Annotated in this window: 13 protein-coding genes and 1 pseudogene; 9 read left to right on the top strand and 5 right to left on the bottom strand. The window is 74.2% G+C overall.

Annotation, left to right across the window (positions count from 1 at the left end; translation table 11 throughout):
* Window positions 1-41: 41 nt before the first annotated feature.
* A pseudogene (locus JT721_RS21085) lies at window positions 42-377 on the top strand (ATP-binding cassette domain-containing protein); the annotation flags it as partial.
* 429 nt (window positions 378-806) lie between these two features.
* Here the strand turns inward: JT721_RS21085 and JT721_RS17675 are convergent.
* Window positions 807-2,165: an ABC transporter substrate-binding protein gene (locus tag JT721_RS17675; protein ID WP_205474584.1), complete on the bottom strand. Its 1,359-nt coding sequence runs from the start codon at window positions 2,163-2,165 to the stop codon at window positions 807-809.
* A 172-nt stretch (window positions 2,166-2,337) separates the two neighbouring features.
* On the bottom strand, window positions 2,338-3,084 hold the full coding sequence (locus JT721_RS17670) for a DUF554 domain-containing protein (RefSeq protein WP_205474583.1): 747 nt from the start codon (window positions 3,082-3,084) through the stop codon (window positions 2,338-2,340).
* Window positions 3,085-3,195: 111 nt separating this feature from the next.
* Between JT721_RS17670 and JT721_RS17665 the strand changes: the two genes are divergently transcribed.
* Window positions 3,196-3,774, top strand: coding sequence for a GNAT family N-acetyltransferase (locus JT721_RS17665; RefSeq protein ID WP_307828121.1), 579 nt, complete (start codon window positions 3,196-3,198; stop codon window positions 3,772-3,774).
* 25 nt (window positions 3,775-3,799) lie between these two features.
* Here the strand turns inward: JT721_RS17665 and JT721_RS17660 are convergent, their stop codons facing one another.
* Window positions 3,800-4,237: a PaaI family thioesterase gene (locus JT721_RS17660; protein WP_205474582.1), complete on the bottom strand. Its 438-nt coding sequence runs from the start codon at window positions 4,235-4,237 to the stop codon at window positions 3,800-3,802.
* A 54-nt stretch (window positions 4,238-4,291) separates the two neighbouring features.
* Here JT721_RS17660 and polA point away from each other — a divergent pair, with 54 nt between their 5' ends.
* The gene (polA, locus tag JT721_RS17655; protein ID WP_205474581.1) at window positions 4,292-6,988 is read left to right on the top strand and encodes a DNA polymerase I; all 2,697 of its coding nucleotides are present in this window, start codon (window positions 4,292-4,294) and stop codon (window positions 6,986-6,988) included.
* A gap of 43 nt (window positions 6,989-7,031) precedes the next feature.
* Here polA and JT721_RS17650 read toward each other — a convergent pair whose 3' ends face one another.
* On the bottom strand, window positions 7,032-8,327 hold the full coding sequence (locus JT721_RS17650; RefSeq protein WP_307828120.1) for a polysaccharide biosynthesis protein: 1,296 nt from the start codon (window positions 8,325-8,327) through the stop codon (window positions 7,032-7,034).
* Window positions 8,328-8,608: 281 nt separating this feature from the next.
* On the opposite strand from JT721_RS17650, the gene JT721_RS17645 reads away from it, so the two are divergent.
* From JT721_RS17645 to JT721_RS17625, 6 genes are all read left to right on the top strand, one after another.
* On the top strand, window positions 8,609-12,844 hold the full coding sequence (locus JT721_RS17645) for an alpha-(1->3)-arabinofuranosyltransferase family protein (protein WP_205474580.1): 4,236 nt from the start codon (window positions 8,609-8,611) through the stop codon (window positions 12,842-12,844).
* Complete coding sequence (locus tag JT721_RS17640) at window positions 12,834-14,624, top strand: hypothetical protein (RefSeq protein ID WP_205474579.1); 1,791 nt, start codon at window positions 12,834-12,836, stop codon at window positions 14,622-14,624. The genes JT721_RS17645 and JT721_RS17640 overlap by 11 nt, the downstream gene beginning before the upstream one ends.
* A complete protein-coding gene (locus tag JT721_RS21500) occupies window positions 14,621-14,755 on the top strand; it encodes a hypothetical protein (protein ID WP_275898906.1) in 135 nt (44 codons plus the stop codon). The genes JT721_RS17640 and JT721_RS21500 overlap by 4 nt, the downstream gene beginning before the upstream one ends.
* Before the next feature lie 127 nt (window positions 14,756-14,882).
* Window positions 14,883-15,668 carry a glycosyltransferase gene (locus JT721_RS17635; protein WP_205474578.1) on the top strand — a complete coding sequence of 262 codons (786 nt, stop codon included), beginning with the start codon at window positions 14,883-14,885 and terminating at the stop codon, window positions 15,666-15,668.
* 5 nt (window positions 15,669-15,673) lie between these two features.
* Entirely contained in the window at window positions 15,674-16,888 is a 1,215-nt protein-coding gene (locus tag JT721_RS17630; RefSeq protein WP_205474577.1) for a glycosyltransferase family 4 protein, read from the top strand.
* Window positions 16,881-17,864, top strand: coding sequence for a DUF3068 domain-containing protein (locus JT721_RS17625; RefSeq protein ID WP_205474576.1), 984 nt, complete (start codon window positions 16,881-16,883; stop codon window positions 17,862-17,864). The genes JT721_RS17630 and JT721_RS17625 overlap by 8 nt, the downstream gene beginning before the upstream one ends.
* A gap of 87 nt (window positions 17,865-17,951) precedes the next feature.
* Here JT721_RS17625 and JT721_RS17620 read toward each other — a convergent pair whose 3' ends face one another.
* Window positions 17,952-18,500 (bottom strand): hypothetical protein, encoded by a 549-nt coding sequence (locus JT721_RS17620; RefSeq protein WP_205474575.1) that lies wholly within the window; start codon window positions 18,498-18,500, stop codon window positions 17,952-17,954.
* Window positions 18,501-18,551: the final 51 nt, after the last annotated feature.

Raw genomic sequence — 18,551 nt, 5'->3', positions numbered from 1 at the left:
ACATCCTCAACGGCTGCGGGCTGACCTGCTACCCCGGCGAGATGATCGGCATCATCGGCCCCAACGGCGCCGGCAAGTCGACGCTGCTGAAGGCGATGTTCGGGCTGGTCAAGATCCACTCCGGCAACGTCACCCTCAACGGCCGCGACATCACCAACCTGCGCGCCAACAAGCTGGTCGAGATGGGTGTCGGCTTCGTGCCGCAGACCAACAACATCTTCCCGTCGCTGAGCATCGAGCAGAACCTGCGGATGGGCCTCTACCTGCGGCCCCGCAAGCTCCAGGAGCGGCTCACCGCGATGTGGGACCTGTTCCCGGTCCTCCACGACCGGCGCAACCAGAGCGCCGGCGCCCTCTCGGGCGGCGAGCGGCAGTCGCTCGCGATGGCCCGCGCGCTGATGATGGAGCCCTCGGTGCTCCTGCTCGACGAGCCGTCGGCCGGTCTCTCCCCGGTGCGCCAGGACGAGGCGTTCCTGCGCACCCGGATGATCAACAAGACCGGTGTCAGCGTGGTGATGGTCGAGCAGAACGCCCGGCGCTGCCTGCAGATCTGCGATCGCGGCTACGTCCTCGACCAGGGCCGCGACGCCTACACCGGCACCGGCCGCGAGCTGGCCAACGACCCCAAGGTCATCCAGCTCTACCTCGGCACCCTCGCCCAGGACGTCGACGCCGAGCGCCCCCCTTCCGCCCGCCGTGGCGCGTTAAAGCGCCACGCCCCCCGACGACTCGGCGCGGCGGACCACAGGAGCCCCCGGACCCTGGCGGGTCCGGGGGCTCCGGCGTGGAACGGGTGGATCAGCCGATCAGGAGACGCCCTCGATGGTGGTCGAGAGGGAGTTGGCGTTGGTCTCGTCGTAGGCGAAGATCCCGACGTAGCCCGACTCCGGGTCGTTCTGCTCGTTCAGCGGGCCGATGCCCGACGGACCGGAGTACTTGATCTCCTTGTCCTCCTCGAGCAGCGCGACGCAGTCCTCGAACGACGTGCACTCCTCGGCGCCCTCCGCGGCACCGGAGACAGCGGCGTAGTTGTCCTTGACCGTGACCGAGTCGTTGGCGCCACCGCGGACCGCGGCCAGGGCGGCCAGGATCACGGCGTCGTAGGACTCGGCGGCGTAGGAGAAGTCGTTGAGCTCCTCGCCGTTGACCAGGGTGTTCCAGGCGTTGAGCTTCTCCTTGACCTCGGGAGCCGCGTCGGCACCCGGGACGGTGCCCTGGGCACCCTCCATGCTGCCGGGGGGCAGGTCCTCGGAGTAGTTCGACGTGTTGCCGTCGGACAGGTAGACCTTCGACATGTCCCAGTTCTGGTTGTTCAGCTCCGGGATGATCGCCTTGGTCTCGTCGAAGGCCAGGATCATGATCGCGTCGGGGTTGGTCGCCAGCGCGGCGCTCACCTCGGCCGAGAACGTGGTCTGGTTGGCCGGGAACTCGTTGCCGTCACCCTTGCAGCCGTAGGTGCAGGTGCCGCCGTTCGCGGTGAAGTTCTTCTCGATCTCGTTGCGCAGACCGGTGCCGTAGGTGTCGTTGAACACCAGGAACGCGAGCTTCTGGTAGCCGTCGCCCGCGATCAGCGTGGCGAGGGCGTTGCCCTGCACGCTATCCGGCACCACGGTGCGGAAGTAGAACGGCGAGACGCCGCTCAGCGACGTCGCGGTGTTGGCGGGGGAGACCTCGGTGATCTTGGCGTCGGTGAACGTCTGCACGACGTTCTCGGTGACGCTGGACGAAGCGGCGCCGATGACGACCGAGGGCTGGCCCTGGATCAGCTTGTCGGCGGAGTTGCTCGACACGGCGAGGTCGGAGGTGTCGCCGGAGTCCTCGATCTGGTGGCAGGCCTGGGCGCCGTTGACGCCGCCGGCCGCGTTGATGTCGGAGACGGCGAGGCCGACGCCGGCGATCTCCGGAGGACCGAGGAAGGCGAGGTTGCCGGTCACCGGCAGGATGCCGCCGACCTTGAAGGCGTTGGCGCTGGTGTCACTGGCGGCGCAGGGGTCGTCGGTGACCTCCCCGGCGGCGGGCTCGCTGGCGGACTCGCTCGCCGACGGGCTCTCCTCGGCCGAACCCTCCGGCTCGTCGTCCTCGGAACCACAGGCGACCAGGGCGAGGCTGAGCGCGGCGGTGCCGGCCAGCAGCTTCACCCAGGATGCGGGCTTGGATCGATTCACGTCGTGAACCTTTCTGTCGGATGTGTTGCAGTTCACAGCGGGCCCAGCCCCCGGAGGTGGGCACAGCACCCAAACCGTAGGTCCGTACGAGCCGGGTAGCGCTTCCCGGCACCCTCTCGTTAGCGAACCGTTACGTCAATGGTCGTCACCGGGGACCCGTCAGTGCACCCGATCAGGCCACCAGGTGGGCGACCCAGACCAGCCCGGGCGCGACCAGCAGGGCGGGCAGCAGGTCGGCCACCGGCACCTCCCGGACGCGCAGCAGGCGGAGCGCCACGCCGACCAGCAGCAGCCCGCCGGTGGCGGTGATCGCGGCCAGGTGGGCGTCGGGCAGCACGTCGCCGAGCAGCACGCCGACGACGGTGAGCCCGCCCTGGACGACGACGACCGTGACGACGCTCGCCGCCACGCCCCAGCCGAACGACGCCGCGAACGCGATCGCCGCGAAGCCGTCGAGCACCGACTTGAGCAACAGCTGGTCGGCGCCGTTGCCGAGCCCGTCGTTCAGCGAGCCCAGGATCGTGAGCGGCCCGGTGCAGAAGACCAGCGAGGCGGTGACGTAGCCCTCGACGAAGCGGCGGCGGGCCGCGCCGTCGCGGTCGCCCTCGAGCCGCCGCTGCAGCCAGCCGCCCAGACCCTCGACCCGCTGCTCGAGGCGCAGCAGCGAGCCCACGATGCCGCCGACCAGCATCGAGCCCAGCACGACCAGCATCGGCGCGCTGTCGCCGACGTGGCCGGAGAGGTCGGGGGAGAGCACCGCCATCGCCGACGTGGCGGCGATCAGGAGCGTCACGAGGCCGAGCGCGTCGGTGACCAGGTCGCGGGTCCGCTGGGGCAGTCGGTTGCCCAGCGCGACGCCGATCCCGGCACCCAGGAGGACGGTGGCGACGTTGACGAGGGTGCCGGCGCCAGTGACCACCAGACCTCCTGTGACAAGTGGGACCACTGAGCGTAGTCTCGGCCCCGAGCAACGCCCGTAGGGGGCGGTTTCGGGGCTCGTCGACGCAGGAGGCCGAGAGGCGATGGGACAGTGAGCCGGACCGCCGTGTCGCTGCGCCAGGCCGTCGTCGGTGACGCCGCGTTCCTGGTCGGGCTCTGGGCCGACTCGTTGCGCCGCGCCGACCGCCAGGACCAGCTCGCCGACGTCGAGCTGATCGTCAAGGAGGCCGCGCAGTCCCCGGACCAGCGCCTGCTGGTCGCCGAGTACGACGGCACCGTCGCCGGCGCCGTGCTGCTGCGGCTGACCACCCTCAGCCAGCTCAACCTCGACCCCGCCGTGCAGGTGGTGTCGCCCCACGTCGCGGTCGGCTTCCGGCGCAAGGGCGTCGGCCATGCGCTGATGGAGGCCGCCGTCGCGTTCGCCGAGGAGGCCGGCGCCCAGCACGTCGAGACCTTCGTGGCGGCCGGCTCCCGCGACGCCAACCGGTTCATGGCCCGGATGGCGCTCGGCCCGCTCGCGGTCGCCCGGATCGCCGCCACCCCGGTGATGCGCTCGCGGGTCGAGGCCCTGCGCCCGGGCAGCCCGCGCGGCGCGGCCGGCCGCCAGCTCGGCCAGGTGCTGGCCGCGCGCCGCTCGATGCGCCGCTCGCAGGCCCTGCCGCGCGGCTGACCGCGGCGGCCGTCGTACCTGGGTCTCAGAACCGTCCGGCCGGCACCAGCGCGCAGGTGATCCGCGCCGTGCACACCCGCTTGTCGCGCTCGTCGGAGATCACCACCCCGTAGCTCGTCGAGGAGCGACCCAGGTGGATCGCGGTGGCGACCGCGGTGACCACGCCCGTGGTGGCGGCCCGGTGGTGGGTGGCGTTGATGTCGACGCCCACGGCCACCTTGTCGGGCTGCGCGTGCAGCGCCGACCCGATCGAGCCGAGGGTCTCGGCGAGCACCACGGAGGCGCCGCCGTGGAGCAGGCCGTAGGGCTGCTGGTTGCCCTCGACCGGCATGGTGGCGACCAGCCGCTCGGGGCCGATCTCGACGAGCTCGATGCCCATCTTGTCGCTCAACGTGCCCATGCCCGCGGGCATGCTGCTGAGGAACTCCTCGACCGACGGCTGCGACTCCCGCGACTGCTCCATGGGGCCATTCTCCCCACCCCGGCACCGTCGGCGGCACGGGATAGGGTCGCGAACGTGCCCGAGACCGCCGTACGCCCCCGTCTCCTGCTCCTCGACGGCCACTCGCTGGCCTACCGTGCCTTCTTCGCCCTGCCGGTCGAGAACTTCTCCACCACCACCGGCCAGCACACCAACGCGGTCTTCGGGTTCACCTCGATGCTCATCAACGTGCTGCGCGACGAGCGACCCACCCACATCGCCGTCGCCTTCGACGTCTCGCGGCAGACCTTCCGGCTCGAGGAGTACGCCGAGTACAAGGCCGGCCGGAGCAAGACCCCCAGCGAGTTCTCGAGCCAGCTGCCCCTCATCGAGGAGGTGCTGACCGCGATGCGGATCCCGTTCCTGAAGAAGGACGGCTACGAGGCAGACGACATCATCGCGACGCTGGCGACCCAGGCGCTCAACGACGAGTTCGAGGTGCTGATCCTCACCGGCGACCGCGACTCTCTGCAGCTGGTCTCCGACCGCTCCACCGTGCTCTACCCCATGCGCGGGGTCTCCGACCTGGCCCGGATGACCCCCGCGGCGGTCGAGGAGCGCTACGGCGTCCCGCCGCAGCGCTACCCAGAGCTCGCCGCGCTGGTGGGCGAGACCTCCGACAACCTGCCGGGCGTACCGGGCGTGGGCCAGGGCTACGCCGCCAAGTGGCTCAACCAGTACGACGGGCTCGACAACGTCATCACCCACGCCGACGAGATCACCGGCAAGAAGGGGGAGGCGCTGCGCGCCCACCTCGGCGACGTGATCCGCAACCGGCGGCTCAACGCGCTCGTCACCGACCTCGACCTCGAGGTCGGGCCCCGCGACGTCGCGTGGGCCTCGTGGGACCGTCAGGCGGTGCACACCCTCTTCGACGGCCTGGAGTTCCAGGTGCTGCGCACCCGGCTGCTCGAGGCGATCCCCACCGAGGAGGACGCCGTCGACGACTCGGGCTTCGACGTGGCGATGCGGGTGCTCGAGCCCGGCGAGGTCGCGGCCTGGCTGGCCGAGCACGCCACCGGCACCCGGGTCGGCGTCCACCCCGTGGGCCACTGGCAGGCCGGCACCGGCGACGTCACCGCGCTGGCACTGGCGACCGAGGACGGCGCGGCGTACGTCGCGGTCGAGACCCTCGACCCCGACGCCGAGCGGGCCCTCGCCGACTGGCTCGCCGACCCGGCCCGACCCAAGGTGCTCCACGACGCCAAGGGGCCGATGCTGGCGCTCGCCGGGCGCGGGCTGCCGCTGGCCGGGCTGGAGCGCGACACCGCGCTGTCGGCGTACCTCGCCCGGCCCGACCAACGCTCCTACGACCTGGCCGACCTGACCGTGCGCTACCTCAAGCGCGAGCTCAAGCAGGGCCCCAGCGGCGCCGACGCCGGCCAGGAGGAGCTGCTCTTCGACGACCTCGAGGGCGGCTCGGTGGTGGCCGACACCGCGATGCTGCACGCCCGCGCGGTGCTCGACCTGGCGGCCGCGCTCGACGACGAGCTCGAGGAGCGCGGCGGCACCCGGCTGCTGGCCGAGGTCGAGCTGCCGCTGGTCGACCTGCTGGCCGGCATGGAGCGGATCGGCATCGCGGTCGACGTCGACCACCTCGAGTCCCTGGAGGCCCACTTCGCGGGCGAGGTCAAGCGGGCGGCCGACGAGGCGTTCGCGGTGATCGGCAAGGAGATCAACCTCGGCTCGCCCAAGCAGCTGCAGGTGGTGCTCTTCGACGAGCTCGGCATGCCCAAGACCAAGCGCACCAAGACCGGCTACACGACCGACGCCGACGCGCTGCAGGCCCTCTACGTCAAGACCGAGCACCCGTTCCTGCTCCACCTGCTCCGCCACCGCGACGTGGCGCGGCTGCGGCAGACCATCGAGGGGCTGCTCAAGACCGTCCAGCCCGACGGCCGGATCCACACCACGTTCAACCAGCTGATCGCCGCGACCGGCCGGCTCTCCTCCACCGACCCCAACCTCCAGAACATCCCGATCCGCACCGAGGAGGGCCGCCGGATCCGCGAGGGGTTCGTGGTCGGCGAGGGGTTCGAGTCGCTGATGACCGCCGACTACAGCCAGATCGAGATGCGGATCATGGCCCACCTGTCCCAGGACGAGGAGCTGATCGAGGCGTTCCGGTCGGGCCGCGACTTCCACTCGATCACCGCGGCCAAGGTCTTCGACATCCCGGCCGACCAGGTGGGGGTCGAGGAGCGGGCCAAGATCAAGGCGATGAACTACGGGCTGGCCTACGGCCTCTCGGCGTTCGGCCTCGGCCAGCAGCTCGGCATCGAGCCCAGCGACGCACGGGTGCTGATGGACGACTACTTCGAGACCTTCGGCGGGATCCGCGACTACCTCGCGGGCGTCGTCGACGAGGCCCGCCGCACCGGCTGGACCGAGACCATCATGGGCCGCCGTCGCTACCTGCCCGACCTGGTCAGCGACAACCGGCAGCGCCGCGAGATGGCCGAGCGGATGGCGCTCAACGCGCCGATCCAGGGTTCCGCGGCCGACATCATCAAGGTCGCCATGCTGCGGGTCGACGAGGCCGTCCGCGACGCCGGCCTGAGCTCGCGGATGCTGCTCCAGGTCCACGACGAGCTCGTGCTCGAGGTGGCGCCGGGCGAGCGGGAGCAGCTCGAGGAGGTGGTGCGCGCCGGCATGGCCGCCGCCGCCGACCTGCTAGTGCCGCTCGACGTCTCGGTCGGCACCGGCCACAGCTGGCACGAGGCCGCGCACTGACCCGACCCGCGCCCGCGAACGCCGGTCGGCGGAGCCGCGGAGGTCAGGGGGCGGGCGCGGGGGTGGTGTCCGGGGCGGCCGCGGGGTCGGATGGCACCGGCTCCTTGAGCCGCCACAGGCTGAACGACAGGAGCAGCACGAACAGGGCACCGTCGACCAGCAGCACCAGGAGCAGCAGCCCGTCGAGGCTGTCGACGAACACGCCACCGGCGACCAGGGCCACCACCGCGGCCCACACCAGGTTGACCGAGCGGCTCCCCTGGCGGGCCAGCACCGAGTAGACGAGCAGCTGGAGGATGGCCAGGAAGGTGCCGAGCACCGCGAACTGCCAGAGCCGCGACTCCACCTCGCCGTACTTCTCCCCGCCCACGAACACCATGGCGACCCCGCTGAGCAGGACGGCGCCGGCGGTGGCGACCACCCCGAGCGCCAGCACCGCGGCCAGGCTCCGCAGCAGCGCCCGGCGCCGCTCGGCCACGGTCGACATCGCCGGGAAGGCGACCACGACGACGAACTGGGGGAGGAACAGCACGGCCTTGGTGAGGATCAGGCCACCGGCGTAGAGGCCGGCGTCGTGGCCGTCGAGCACCTGGCGAGCGATGACGATGTCGGCGTTGGAGAGCACGAAGAACGCCAGCAGCGCCACCGACGCCCGCAGCGCTTCGCGGGCGGTGGGCCGGGCGGCGTTGGTCGCGACGTCCTCGCCCGGGTGACGGCCGTGCCGCAGCGCCCACCAGCCCACGGCCACCGGCGCCCACATGCCGAGCGCGACCGCGGCCATCGCGGCGCCCTCGGTGGGCCGCACCGAGATCGCCGCCCAGCCCAGCACCAGGCGGGGCAGGCCGGCGGCGAGGTAGACCAGGCCGAGGGCCAGCCAGCGGCGCTCGCCCTGGAGGATGCCGGCCTGGCCCCCCATCACCGTGAGCGGTACGGCGGCCACGGCGACCAGCAGTGCCGGGACGATGCTGTCGAGCTTGAGCAGCTGCCACACCAGCGGCGCGAGCAGCAGCAGGAGCAGGCCCATCGCCAGTGCCGCGCGGTAGGTGACCCGGAGGATCGAGCGCTCGATCTGGGCGACGTGGTCGGGGGTGGCGGCGATCCGGCGCGCGGCCGTCGCCTGCAGCCCCAGCTGCACCACGGCGACGACGAGCAGCAGCGCCATGAGCGAGGCGACGCCGCCGTACTGCTCCGGACCGAGCAGCCGGGCGGCGATCATCTGGAAGCCGTAGGTGGCGACGTTCATCGTCACGATCGCCACGGCGATGCCGGCGCCGCTGCCGATCAGCGCCCGCAGCCGCTCGGACGCCGGGGCGCGCTCCGGCCGCGTGGTGGTCGTCACGCCGACGAGGGTAGTTGAGGGCGGCAGCCCGACCGGCACCGGTGAGGGCGCCGGCGGGCGGGTGGTTTCCCCGGTGAACCGGGGAGACCACCACTTCTCGGCCGGAGTTCTGGCCGAGTAGTCGAGGTTCTGGCCGAGAGGTCCGGCGCCGGGCACCGCACCCAGGGGCGGTCGGGGGGCTGGCCCCGCGCGCCACCGATCGGCCGGCCGGCTCGAGGGAAGGCCCCGCCCGGCAGCACCCGTGGCCCCGTCGGCCGGGGTCCGGCCTACAGTTGCGCGCCATGGACACCCGGCGGGGAGCGCGGGGCGCCGGGCCGGGGGAGCGGCACGGCGCCGGCCCGCGCGACCCCGGCCGTCCGGACGAGCCCGCCGACCACGCCGACCACGCCGCCCACGCCGACCACGCCGACCACGCCGCCCACGCCGATCTGGACGACCAGGCGGCCGACCGGGCGGCCCGCCGCGCCGACCGGCGTCGCGCCGCGGTGCTGACCTGGACGGCGTACCTGGTGCTGGCCATGTTCGTGGTGACCGAGAAGTTCGGGCAGACCACCTCCGACACCCGCCTCGACATGACCGAGGCGCCGACCCAGTTCCTGCGCGACACCTTCTCGCTGTGGAACCCGCGCGTCTCGCTCGGCGAGCTGCAGAACCAGGCCTACGGCTACCTCTTCCCGCAGGGACTCTTCTTCAGCGGCATGGAGCAGCTCGCCGTGCCGGGCTGGGTCGCGGAGCGGGTCTGGTCGGTGCTGGTGCTCGTGGTCGCGTGCGAGGGACTCCGGCGGGTGGCCCTGGTGCTGGCGGTCAACCCGTGGGCGGCCGCCGTCGCCGGGCTGGCCTACGGCCTCAACGCCCGCAACGTTGCCGAGCTGGGCGTGCGCAGCGCCGAGATCCTGCCCGGCGCGGTGCTCCCGTGGGCGCTGCTCCCGGTGCTGATCGCGGTCCGCGGCCGGCTCGGCGCCCCGACCGCGGCGGTGCTGTCGGCGGCGGCGTTCGCCTGCTCCGGCGGTGTCAACGGCACCGCCACCGCCGCGCCCGCGGCGCTGCTGGCGGTCTTCGTGGTCTGGGCGTGGGCGACCCGGCGGCTCGGCTGGCGGTTCGTGCTCGGCTGGGGCGCGGCGATGGTCGTGGTCAACGCCTGGTGGGCGCTCTCGCTGGCGCGGCTGGGGGAGTACAGCCCGCCGTTCTTCGACTACGTCGAGGACGCGCGCAGCACCACCCGGTCCTCCGGGTTCACCGCGGCGCTCCGCGCGGCCAGCAACTGGGTCGACTACATCGTGGTCAACGGCCGGCAGTGGTGGCCGGCGGGCTGGGACGTCTCCTACAACCCCTGGATCGCGCTCGCCGGCGGTGTGGTGGCGGCGCTCGGGGTGGTCGGGCTGGCGCGCTGCCGCGGCGAGTTCCGGGTGCCGCTGGCCCTCTCCGCCGCGCTGGGCATCACCTGCCTGTCGATCGCGCACGTCGGCACCCTCGACGGGCCGCTCAGCGAGGTCCTGCGCGACCTGCTCGACGGCCCGCTCGCACCGCTGCGCAACGTGCCGAAGGCCGACCCGGTGCTGCGCCTGCCGCTGTGCGTGGGCCTCGGCCTGCTGGTCGGCGAGCTGGGCCGGGCGGTCGTCCACGGGGGCCGGCGCTGGGGCCGCGACCTGGCGTCGGCGCGCCGGGTCGGCGCCGGCGCGCTCACCGGCGCCACCGTGCTCGGCCTGGTCGTGATGGCGTGGCCGGTGCTCTCGGCCAACCTGCGCACCCCGGGCTGGGACGAGGTTCCCGACCACTGGCTGGCCACCGCGGCGTACCTCGACGACAGCGAGGCCGACGGCGCGGCCTGGATCGTGCCGGGCTCCGGCTTCGGCATCCAGACCTGGGGCTGGACCATGGAGGAGCCCATGCAGGTGCTGGGCAGCTCCCCGTGGGTGACCCGGTCGCAGGTGCCGCTCACGCCCGCGCCCACGATCCGGATGCTGTCGGCGCTCGAGGAGTACCTCGGCACCGGGGCCGGCTCGCCGTACCTGCGCAACATGCTGGAGCGCATCGGCGTCGACCGGGTGGTGGTGCGCCACGACCTCGACCCCGAGGTCTCGCAGGCGACCCCCTCGATCCTGGTCGCGATCGCGCTGGCCCGCTCGCCGGGCATCACCCGGGTCGCCACCTTCGGCCGGCTCGAGTTCGGTCCCGCCATCGAGGTCTTCGAGGTCGAGAACGCCTACGGCGGCCGCCCGGACGGCGCCCCCGGCTTCGACGTCCGCGACGCCGACGAGGCGGTGACCGTCGCGACCTCGGTGGAGGACGCGATCACCGGCGTCGGCGCCGGCCTGGTGGGCGACGACCAGGCGATGGTCGTGCAGGGCGAGACCGGCTGGGAGGAGCCGGCCCGGTTGCAGGGCGACGGTTTCCGGCGCCGCGAGCGGGCCTTCGGTCGGGTGCACGACGCGGAGAGCAACGTGATGACCGCCGACGACCCCTACCGCGGGGGCCGGGTGGTCCCCAACTACCCCGGCCCAGACGGCGCCGACCCGGTGGTGGCGCACTACCGCGGGATCGACGGGGTGACCGCCTCCTCCTCGTCGGGCTACGCCGACATCCTCGGCGGGGTGCGGCCCGAGACCGCGCCGTGGTCGGTGCTCGACGGCGACGACGACAGCTACTGGGTGCCCGGGGCGTTCCAGCGGCCCCGCGGCCAGTGGGTCGAGGTCGACCTCGGGGTACCGCGCTCCCTCGGTGAGGTGGTGCTGCAGGAGCCGGTGCAGACGCTCGGCCTGCAACCGGTGGAGGAGTGGCGGGTCACCGCGGGTGGCGAGACCGTCGACGTCGAGCCGCGCGGGCTCACCGGCCGCGCGGTCGCCGACCTCGGCGGGGTGCGCGCCGACCGGGTGCGGGTGGAGGTACGCCGGGTCGGCGACCCCACCTCGCCGGTGGGTCTGGCCGAGCTCGCGATCGAGGGCGTCGAGCCCGAGCGGACCCTGCGGCTGCCCGACGTGGAGCAGGCCGGGCCCACCGACCTGCTGTTCGCCGCCGTCCCGGAGTCGCGGGCCTGCATCACCACGCTCCTCGGGCCCGACTGCGACCCCGGGCGGCACCGCGCCTCGGAGGAGGCCACCGGCATCGACCGCACCTTCCACCTCGACGCGTCCGGCACGTGGCGCCCGCGGGGGCTCGCGGTCGCACGGAGCACGGGGGACACCCTCGAGCTGCTCAAGCCGGTGCTGGCGGTGCAGGCCTCGGCCTCGTCGTGGCTAGAGCGCGACCCGACGGTGTCGCCGCGGATGGCCCACGACGACGACCCGACCACCTCGTGGGTCGCCGACCCCCGCGACCCGACGCCCACGTTGACCCTCGACCTGGGCACCCCGCGCACCTTCGACCGGATCGTCGTCGACCGCCCGGCGCCGGTCGCGGCCCGTCCCACCCGGGCGGTGCTGCGCACCGAGGACGGCGCGGTGCGCACCGTCGACCTCACCGGCACCGGCCGGTTCGAGCCGGTGCGCGCCAGCCGGGTCGAGATCACCTTCGCGCGCCCCGGCGACGACCCGTTCACCCTCGGGGTCGGCGAGGTCCGGCTGCGGCCGGGCCGCGTCGCCGTGCCGCTCGAGGGGGCGGCCACCACCGGCGCGGTCTGCGGCTTCGGCCCCCAGCTGGAGATCGACGGGCGGCGCTACCCCACCCGGGTGCGGGGCCCCCTCGGCGCGGTGACGGCCAACGGCCAGCTGGCGGTCAAGCTCTGCGGCCCAAGCCTCGAGCTGGAGGAGGGGGAGCACCGGGTGCGGCTGCTGTCGACGCCGCAGTTCCAGCCCGTCGCCCTCACCCTGCGCGCCATCGCCGACCGCCCCGCGGTGGCGAGGTCGCGCCTGCTGGTGGAGCGCTCGACGTCCGACACCCGCCACGTGCTGGAGGTGGGGCCGGGTGAGGACGCGATCCTGTCCACCCCGCAGAGCTTCAACGCCGGCTGGGTGGCCCGGGCCGGCGACCGGGTGCTCGAACCGCTGCAGGTCGACGGCTGGTCGCAGGGCTGGCGGCTGCCCGCCGACGTCTCGGGACGGGTGGTGCTGACCTTCGACCCCCAGCCCGGCTACCTGCGCACCCTCGTGGCCGGGCTCGTCGTCCTCGGGCTGGTGCTCCTCGCCGCCCTGGTGCTGCTCCTGCGGCTCGCGGTACGCCGCCGCCGCGACCTGCCGCTCGGCCCTGGGCCCCGGGTCCGGCCGGCCGCTCGCGCCCTCCCGCGCTGGGTCGCGCTGGTCGGGAGCGCCGGCGCGGTCGCGGCGGGCTTCGTGGTCGGGGGGCCGGTCGTCGCCGCCGGCGCCCTGGCCGGGGTGGCGCTGGTGCGGGTGCCGCGGCTCGGCGAGCTGGGGGCTACGGCCCTGCTCCTGGCCGGGCTGCTCGTGTTCGTGCTCCAGGTCGCGCCGGACGACGGCCTGCCGACCGCCACCTCCGACCTGCTCACCGGGGCCGGCCTGGCGCTGGCGCTGACCCTCGCCCTCGCGCCGCGACCCTCCCGGCGCTTCGGCAGCCATGCTTCCTGAGGCCGGCGCCGGCCGTGGTGGACGCCGCGGCGGCTGGGGCACCGACGCCGGCTGGAGCGTGCTGCTCGCGCTGGTCGTGCTCGGTCCGCTGCTGCTCGGCCGCGGCTACTGGCTCTTCGGCGACATGGTCTTCGTGCCGCGCCAGCCGTGGAAGGACGCCTGGCTCGGCCTCGACGGGTCGCTGCCGCGGGCGGTGCCGATGGACGCGCTGGTCTCGGTCGCGACGCTGGTGGTGCCGGGCTGGCTGGTGCAGAAGGCGCTGCTGCTCGGGGCGCTGGTGCTGGGTGGGGTGGGCGCCGGGCGGTTCGTGGCCGGCGCCCCGGCGTACGCCCGACTGGCGGCGATCACGCTGTTCGTCTGGAACCCGTGGACCCACGCCCACCTCGCGATGGGACAGTGGGCGATCCTGGCCGGCTACCTGCTGCTGCCCTGGGTGGCCACGGCGGCGACCCGGGTGCGCACCGACCCGCGCGCCGGCTGGCCGGGACTCGTCGTGGTGCTCGTGGCCTCGGCGGTGTGCAGCCCGTCCAGCGGGCTGGTCGCGGTGGCGACCGCTCTGGTGCTCGGTGCCGCGCGGCGTCCCCGGTGGCAGCCCGCAGCCCTGCTCGCCACCGGCGTCGTCGCCAACCTGCCGTGGCTGCTCCCGACGCTGGTGGCGAGCACCAGCCGGGTCGGCGTCGACGGCGTGTTCGCGGCGTTCGCCGCTCGGGCGGAGTCGTCGCTGGGGGTGCTGGCCAGCCTGTGGTCGCTCGGCGGCACCTGGAAGACCTCGGTGGTGCCCGCGGAGCGGGGGAGCGTGGTCGTCGTGGCGCTGGCCGGCCTGCTCACCTGCGTGGCGTTGCTCGGCCTCCGTTCCCGGCCCCGCCCGGCAGGCACGCGACGCCTCGGCCTGCTGGCGGCGTGCGCGCTGCTGGTCGCCGCGCTGCCGACGCTTCCCGGCGGTGACGGACTGCTCGAGGCGCTCGGGGAGCGGGTGCCAGCGCTGGCGGTGCTGCGTGACTCGCACCGGTACCTCGCCCCTGCCGCGCTCCTGCTGCTGCCCGGCGTCGCGGGCGCGGCGACGTGGGCCGGCTCCCGGGTGCGGGAGGGGCGCGAAGCGATGTGGGCCGTGGTCGCGCTGCTCGCGGTCGCGCCGGTGCTGCTGCTGCCGAGCCTGGCCTGGGGCGGACTCGGCACGTTCGAGCGGACGACGTACCCCGCGGACTGGGACCGGGTGGCCGCCGTGCTCGAGGCCGACCTCGACACCCGCGCCACCACCCGCGCCACCACCCGCACGGTCGTGCTGCCCTGGGCGGGCTCCTACCGCGGCTTCGCCTGGAACGACGGCCGGGCCGTGCTCGACCCGGCGCCCCGCCTGCTCCCGGGCGACGTCGTCGTCGACGACCGACTCGTCGTCGACGGGCTGGTGGTGCCCTCGGAGGACCCGGCCGTGCGCGACGTCGCCGCCGCGCTGGAGGGAGGCGACCCCGGCCGCACCGCCGCCGCACTGCGGCGGCTCGGGGTGCGGTTCGTCCTGGTGGAGAAGGGGATGCCGAGCGGAACGGTGCCGACGGGCGACGTGGTGGTCGACGGCCCCGCGCTGCGACTGGTCGACCTGGGCGCCCCCGGCGCCGACCCCCGCGATGGCGCCGGCGGCACGGCCCGGGCGGTCGTGCTGGCGGGCGGCGGACTGACCGCCTCCTTGCTTTTGGTCTCGCTCGCGCTCATACTTCGTCGCGGGAGTGAAGGTCGTCACATCGACGACCGCCGCTGTGAGTCTTTGGGAGGGGACCCAGCATGAATTTCATCATCTCCGCCGTCGTCGGCGGGCTCGTGGCTGCGGCCACGTTCGTGGCAGGCGTCCAGGCGTTCCAGGGCGCGGACCAGAAGCCGGTCAGCGAGACCAAGCTCTACGCCTACTCCGACCAGTAGCTCTCGCTGGCGGACGCCTCCGCACCACGGTCGACGCAGCGCGTCGCCGGGTCCGGCGTCCGCACGCACCCCGGGGCACCTCCATGGGGAGTGCCCGTCACCGCTGCGTCCGGCTTGGGAGGGTCCGATGCTGCAGCTCGTCATACCCGCGTACAACGAGGAAGCCCGGCTTCCGCGCACCCTGCGTGAGCTCCGCCGCCACGTGCTCCGGGCCCGGGCCGTCACGGGTCCGGTCGAGGTGATCGTCGTCGACAACGCCAGCACCGATGCCACCGCGGCGGTGGCGCTCGCCGCCGACTCGGCCGCGCTGCCGGTGCAGGTGGTGGGCTGCCCGACGCCCGGCAAGGGGGCGGCGGTCCGGGCCGGCATGGCCGTCACCGACGCCGAGGTCGTCGGGTTCATGGACGCCGACGGCGCGACCCGGCTCGACGCGCTGGAGGAGGGGTGGCGCCGACTCGCGACCGGTGCCGACGTCGCCATCGGCTCCCGCGCCGCTGAGGGCGCCGACACCGCGGTGCGGCACAGCTGGCTGCGCGAGCGCGGCGCCCGCGCCTACCGCTCCTGCGCCGCGCGGATCGTGCCCGGCATCAGCGACACCCAGTGCGGGTTCAAGCTGATGGACGGCGATCTGGGCCGCCACGTCTTCCGGCTGCTCGAGACCACTGGCTTCGCCTTCGACGTCGAGCTCCTGGCGCTGGCCCGGGCGAGCGGCGCGACGGTGGCTGAGTTCCCCGTCACCTGGGCCGACGTGCCCGGCTCGACGTTCGCCCCCGTGCGCCACGGCGCCGGGTCGTTCGCCGACCTGGCGCGCATCGGTCGGCGGATGCGCCAGGTGCGGATCGCCACCGAGGCCGCCACCCCGCAGCCGGCGTTCCGCCCGGTGATCGTGCCGCCGCTCGCGGCGGAGGGCTGAGCACCGTGACCTCCTCGTCCGAGCGGCCCCCCGGCGCCTCGGCCCCGGACCCGACCTGGCCCCGGCTGCGCGGCGCCCGGGTCGCCGTCGTCAACTGGCGCGACCTCGACCACGCGCTGGCCGGCGGCTCCGAACGCTACGCGTGGGAGCTGGCGCTGGCGCTGCACGAGGCCGGCGCCCGGGTCGAGCTGATCACCGCCCGTGACCGCCACCAGGCCCGGCACGAGGTCCGCGACGGCATCGCGATCGTCCGCGGCGGCGGGCCGTTCACCTACTACGCCCACGCGGCGTGGAGCCTGCTGCGGCGCCGCCGCCACCTCGACGCGGTCGTCGACCCCGAGTGCGGCATCCCGTCGTGGTCGCCGCTGTGGGTGCGCCGCGGCACGGCGGTGCTGCTGGTGGTCCACCACGTCCACCAGGAGCAGTTCGCGACGTACTTCCCCCGCCCGCTGGCGCTGCTCGGCCAGCTCCTCGAGCGGGTCGCGATGCGCCGGGTCTACCGCGGCCGCCGCACGGTGGCGGTCTCGGAGTCGACCCGCACCGAGATGCGCGCGCAGCTCGGCTGGACCGGCGACATCGACATCCTCCCCAACGGCACCGCGCTGCCCGACGTCGACGACCGGGTGGAGGACGTCGTCGCGGCCAAGGACCCCGACCGGGTCGCGGTGCTCGGCCGCCTGGTGCCGCACAAGCGGGTCGACCTCGTGCTCCGCGCCGTGCACGCGCTGCGCGCGGAGCGCCCCGCGCTGCGCCTCGACGTGATCGGCAAGGGCCCCGAGGACGAGCGGCTGCGGGCGCTGGCCGCCGCCCTCGGCATCGCCGACCGGGTCACCTTCCACGGCTTCGTGCCGGAGGAGGAGAAGCACGCCCTGCTGCGCAGGGCCGCGCTGCACGTCTGCGCGTCCGACATCGAGGGCTGGGGACAGGTCGTCATCGAGGCCGCCGGGCACGGCGTGCCGACGGTGGCCCGCGACGTCCCCGGCCTGCGCGAGTCGATCCGCGACGGCGCCACCGGCTGGCTGGTGCCCGACCACCCGGACCTCGACGTCGTCGGGGCCCGGCTCACCGACCAGCTGCGGACGGCGCTCCGCGAGCTGGCCGAGCCCGAGAACACGACCCTGGCCGTCAAGGCCTGCCAGACCTGGGCCTCCGGCTTCAGCTGGCGCCGGATGCGTGACCAAGCGCGCACCGTCATCGAGGAGGAGCTCCACCATGGCTGACACCGTCCAGCTGGACAAGAAGAAGCACACCACGCCGGCCCCGAAGCGCGGGCGGGCCGGCCGGGTCGCCGTCCTCGCCCTCTTCGGGCTCGGCACCTTCCTGCTGGTGGCCGCGGTCATGATCCCGGCCTACGCCTACCCGCAGCTGGCCCGGGTGCCGGCCAACTACGAGTCCGACACCTTCCTCGAGGCCGAGGGCGCCCAGGTCTTCAACAGCGACCCCGACGTGCTGGCGCCGGAGACCCACGACCTCTCGATCGCCTCGCACACCGTGTCGGGCGACTTCCCGGCCGCACCCGAGGGTGTCGTGGTGTGGGCCAACTCCGTGACGATCGAGCGCGAGGACGGCTCGGTGTTCCAGCAGACCTCGGAGCTCTCGCCCTTCGACGCGGTCACCGGTGCGGCGTCGTCCTACGACGTGGGCTTCGTCGAGGCCACCGAGGGCGAGCAGCAGGCGATCGTCCGCCAGGGACAGATCTACAAGTTCCCCTTCGACACCCAGAAGAGGGACTACCAGCAGTGGGACTCCTCGATCGGCGAGGCCACCACGGCCACGTACGAGGGCGAGGAGGAGATCAACGGGATGACGGTCTACAAGTTCGTGCAGACCATCGAGCCGACCGTGATCGAGACCCGCGAGGTGCCGGGCTCGGTGTTCGGGTCCGACGAGGCCTCCGTCCAGGCCGACATGGTCTACGCCATGACCCGCACCCTCTACATCGAGCCGGCCACCGGGAGCCCGGTCAACCGGGTCGAGGAGCGCAACCAGGTGCTCAGCCACGGCGGCGTCCAGGTGCCGGCGTTCGTCGGCACGGTGCGCTACACCGAGGAGTCGATCGACGACATCAGCGACAAGCTCGCCAGCCAGGCGCCGATGCTCTCGGGGATGCGGCTGACGTTCCCGCTCGTCGCGGGCGTCGTCGGCCTGCTGTGCCTGGGCGGCGGGTTCCTGCTGCGCCGTCGCCAGCGCGACTGACCCGCCCCACCGTGGACGGGCCCGCCAGGGAGCGGCCCGCCAGGGAGGGGTCCGCCAGGGAGGGGCCCGCCGCAGGACCGGGGCCGGTCACCCGGCAGGGCCGGGACGGCCACCCGCCACGAGTCCTCCCAGGACGGCCTCGAGCAACCGCTCGAGGCCGTTCTGGTCCCAGTCGCGCGCGCGGCCGCGCAGGGTCAGGACCGTTCGGCCGCCGAGGCCGACCGCCCCCAGCGCCAGCCCGGTGCCGCCCGCGGTCACGGGGTGGAAGGCCAGGTCGGCGACGCCCGGTGCCGTGACCTCGCCGAGGTGCGAGACCAACAGCGTCGAGCCGAGCCGCGGCGCGAGCAGCCGCAGGCCGACCCCGACCAGCCCGCCGGCGGCGCCGGCCCCGGCCGCGGCCGGCTGCACGGGGGCCGAGCGCACCAGCGCGGCGACCTCCTCGCGGGTGCACCCCTCGAGGTCGCGCAGCCGCAGCAGCTCGCTCCGGTCGGCCGGCGCCCGGGGCGCCCGCCGGGGCCGGGCGCCGGGCGCCGCCCGCGACGGCGACGTGCCGGGTCCGGCGTCCCGCGGCGGCGTTGTGGGCGGCCACCCCCGCCACGCCGGCGTGCACGAGGTCGGCGGTGCGCACCCTGCCATCGACCACCCGTCGAGCGAACGCGTCGCCCGGCGCTGCGACGCCGCCGCTGG

The organism is Nocardioides sp. SYSU D00038, assembly GCF_016924665.1.
GTDB lineage: Bacteria > Actinomycetota > Actinomycetes > Propionibacteriales > Nocardioidaceae > Nocardioides.
This window is presented reverse-complemented; position numbering and strand designations above follow the sequence as displayed.

Excerpts from the sequence above, each read along its gene's own strand:
- JT721_RS17625 (WP_205474576.1), top strand. The coding sequence starts at position 16,881 with ATGGCTGACACCGTCCAGCTGGACAAGAAGAAGCACACCACGCCGGCC.
- JT721_RS17645 (WP_205474580.1), top strand. The coding sequence starts at position 8,609 with ATGGACACCCGGCGGGGAGCGCGGGGCGCCGGGCCGGGGGAGCGGCAC.
- JT721_RS17620 (WP_205474575.1), bottom strand. The coding sequence starts at position 18,500 with ATGGCAGGGTGCGCACCGCCGACCTCGTGCACGCCGGCGTGGCGGGGG.
- JT721_RS17640 (WP_205474579.1), top strand. The coding sequence starts at position 12,834 with ATGCTTCCTGAGGCCGGCGCCGGCCGTGGTGGACGCCGCGGCGGCTGG.
- JT721_RS17635 (WP_205474578.1), top strand. The coding sequence starts at position 14,883 with ATGCTGCAGCTCGTCATACCCGCGTACAACGAGGAAGCCCGGCTTCCG.
- JT721_RS17660 (WP_205474582.1), bottom strand. The coding sequence starts at position 4,237 with ATGGAGCAGTCGCGGGAGTCGCAGCCGTCGGTCGAGGAGTTCCTCAGC.
- JT721_RS21500 (WP_275898906.1), top strand. The coding sequence starts at position 14,621 with ATGAATTTCATCATCTCCGCCGTCGTCGGCGGGCTCGTGGCTGCGGCC.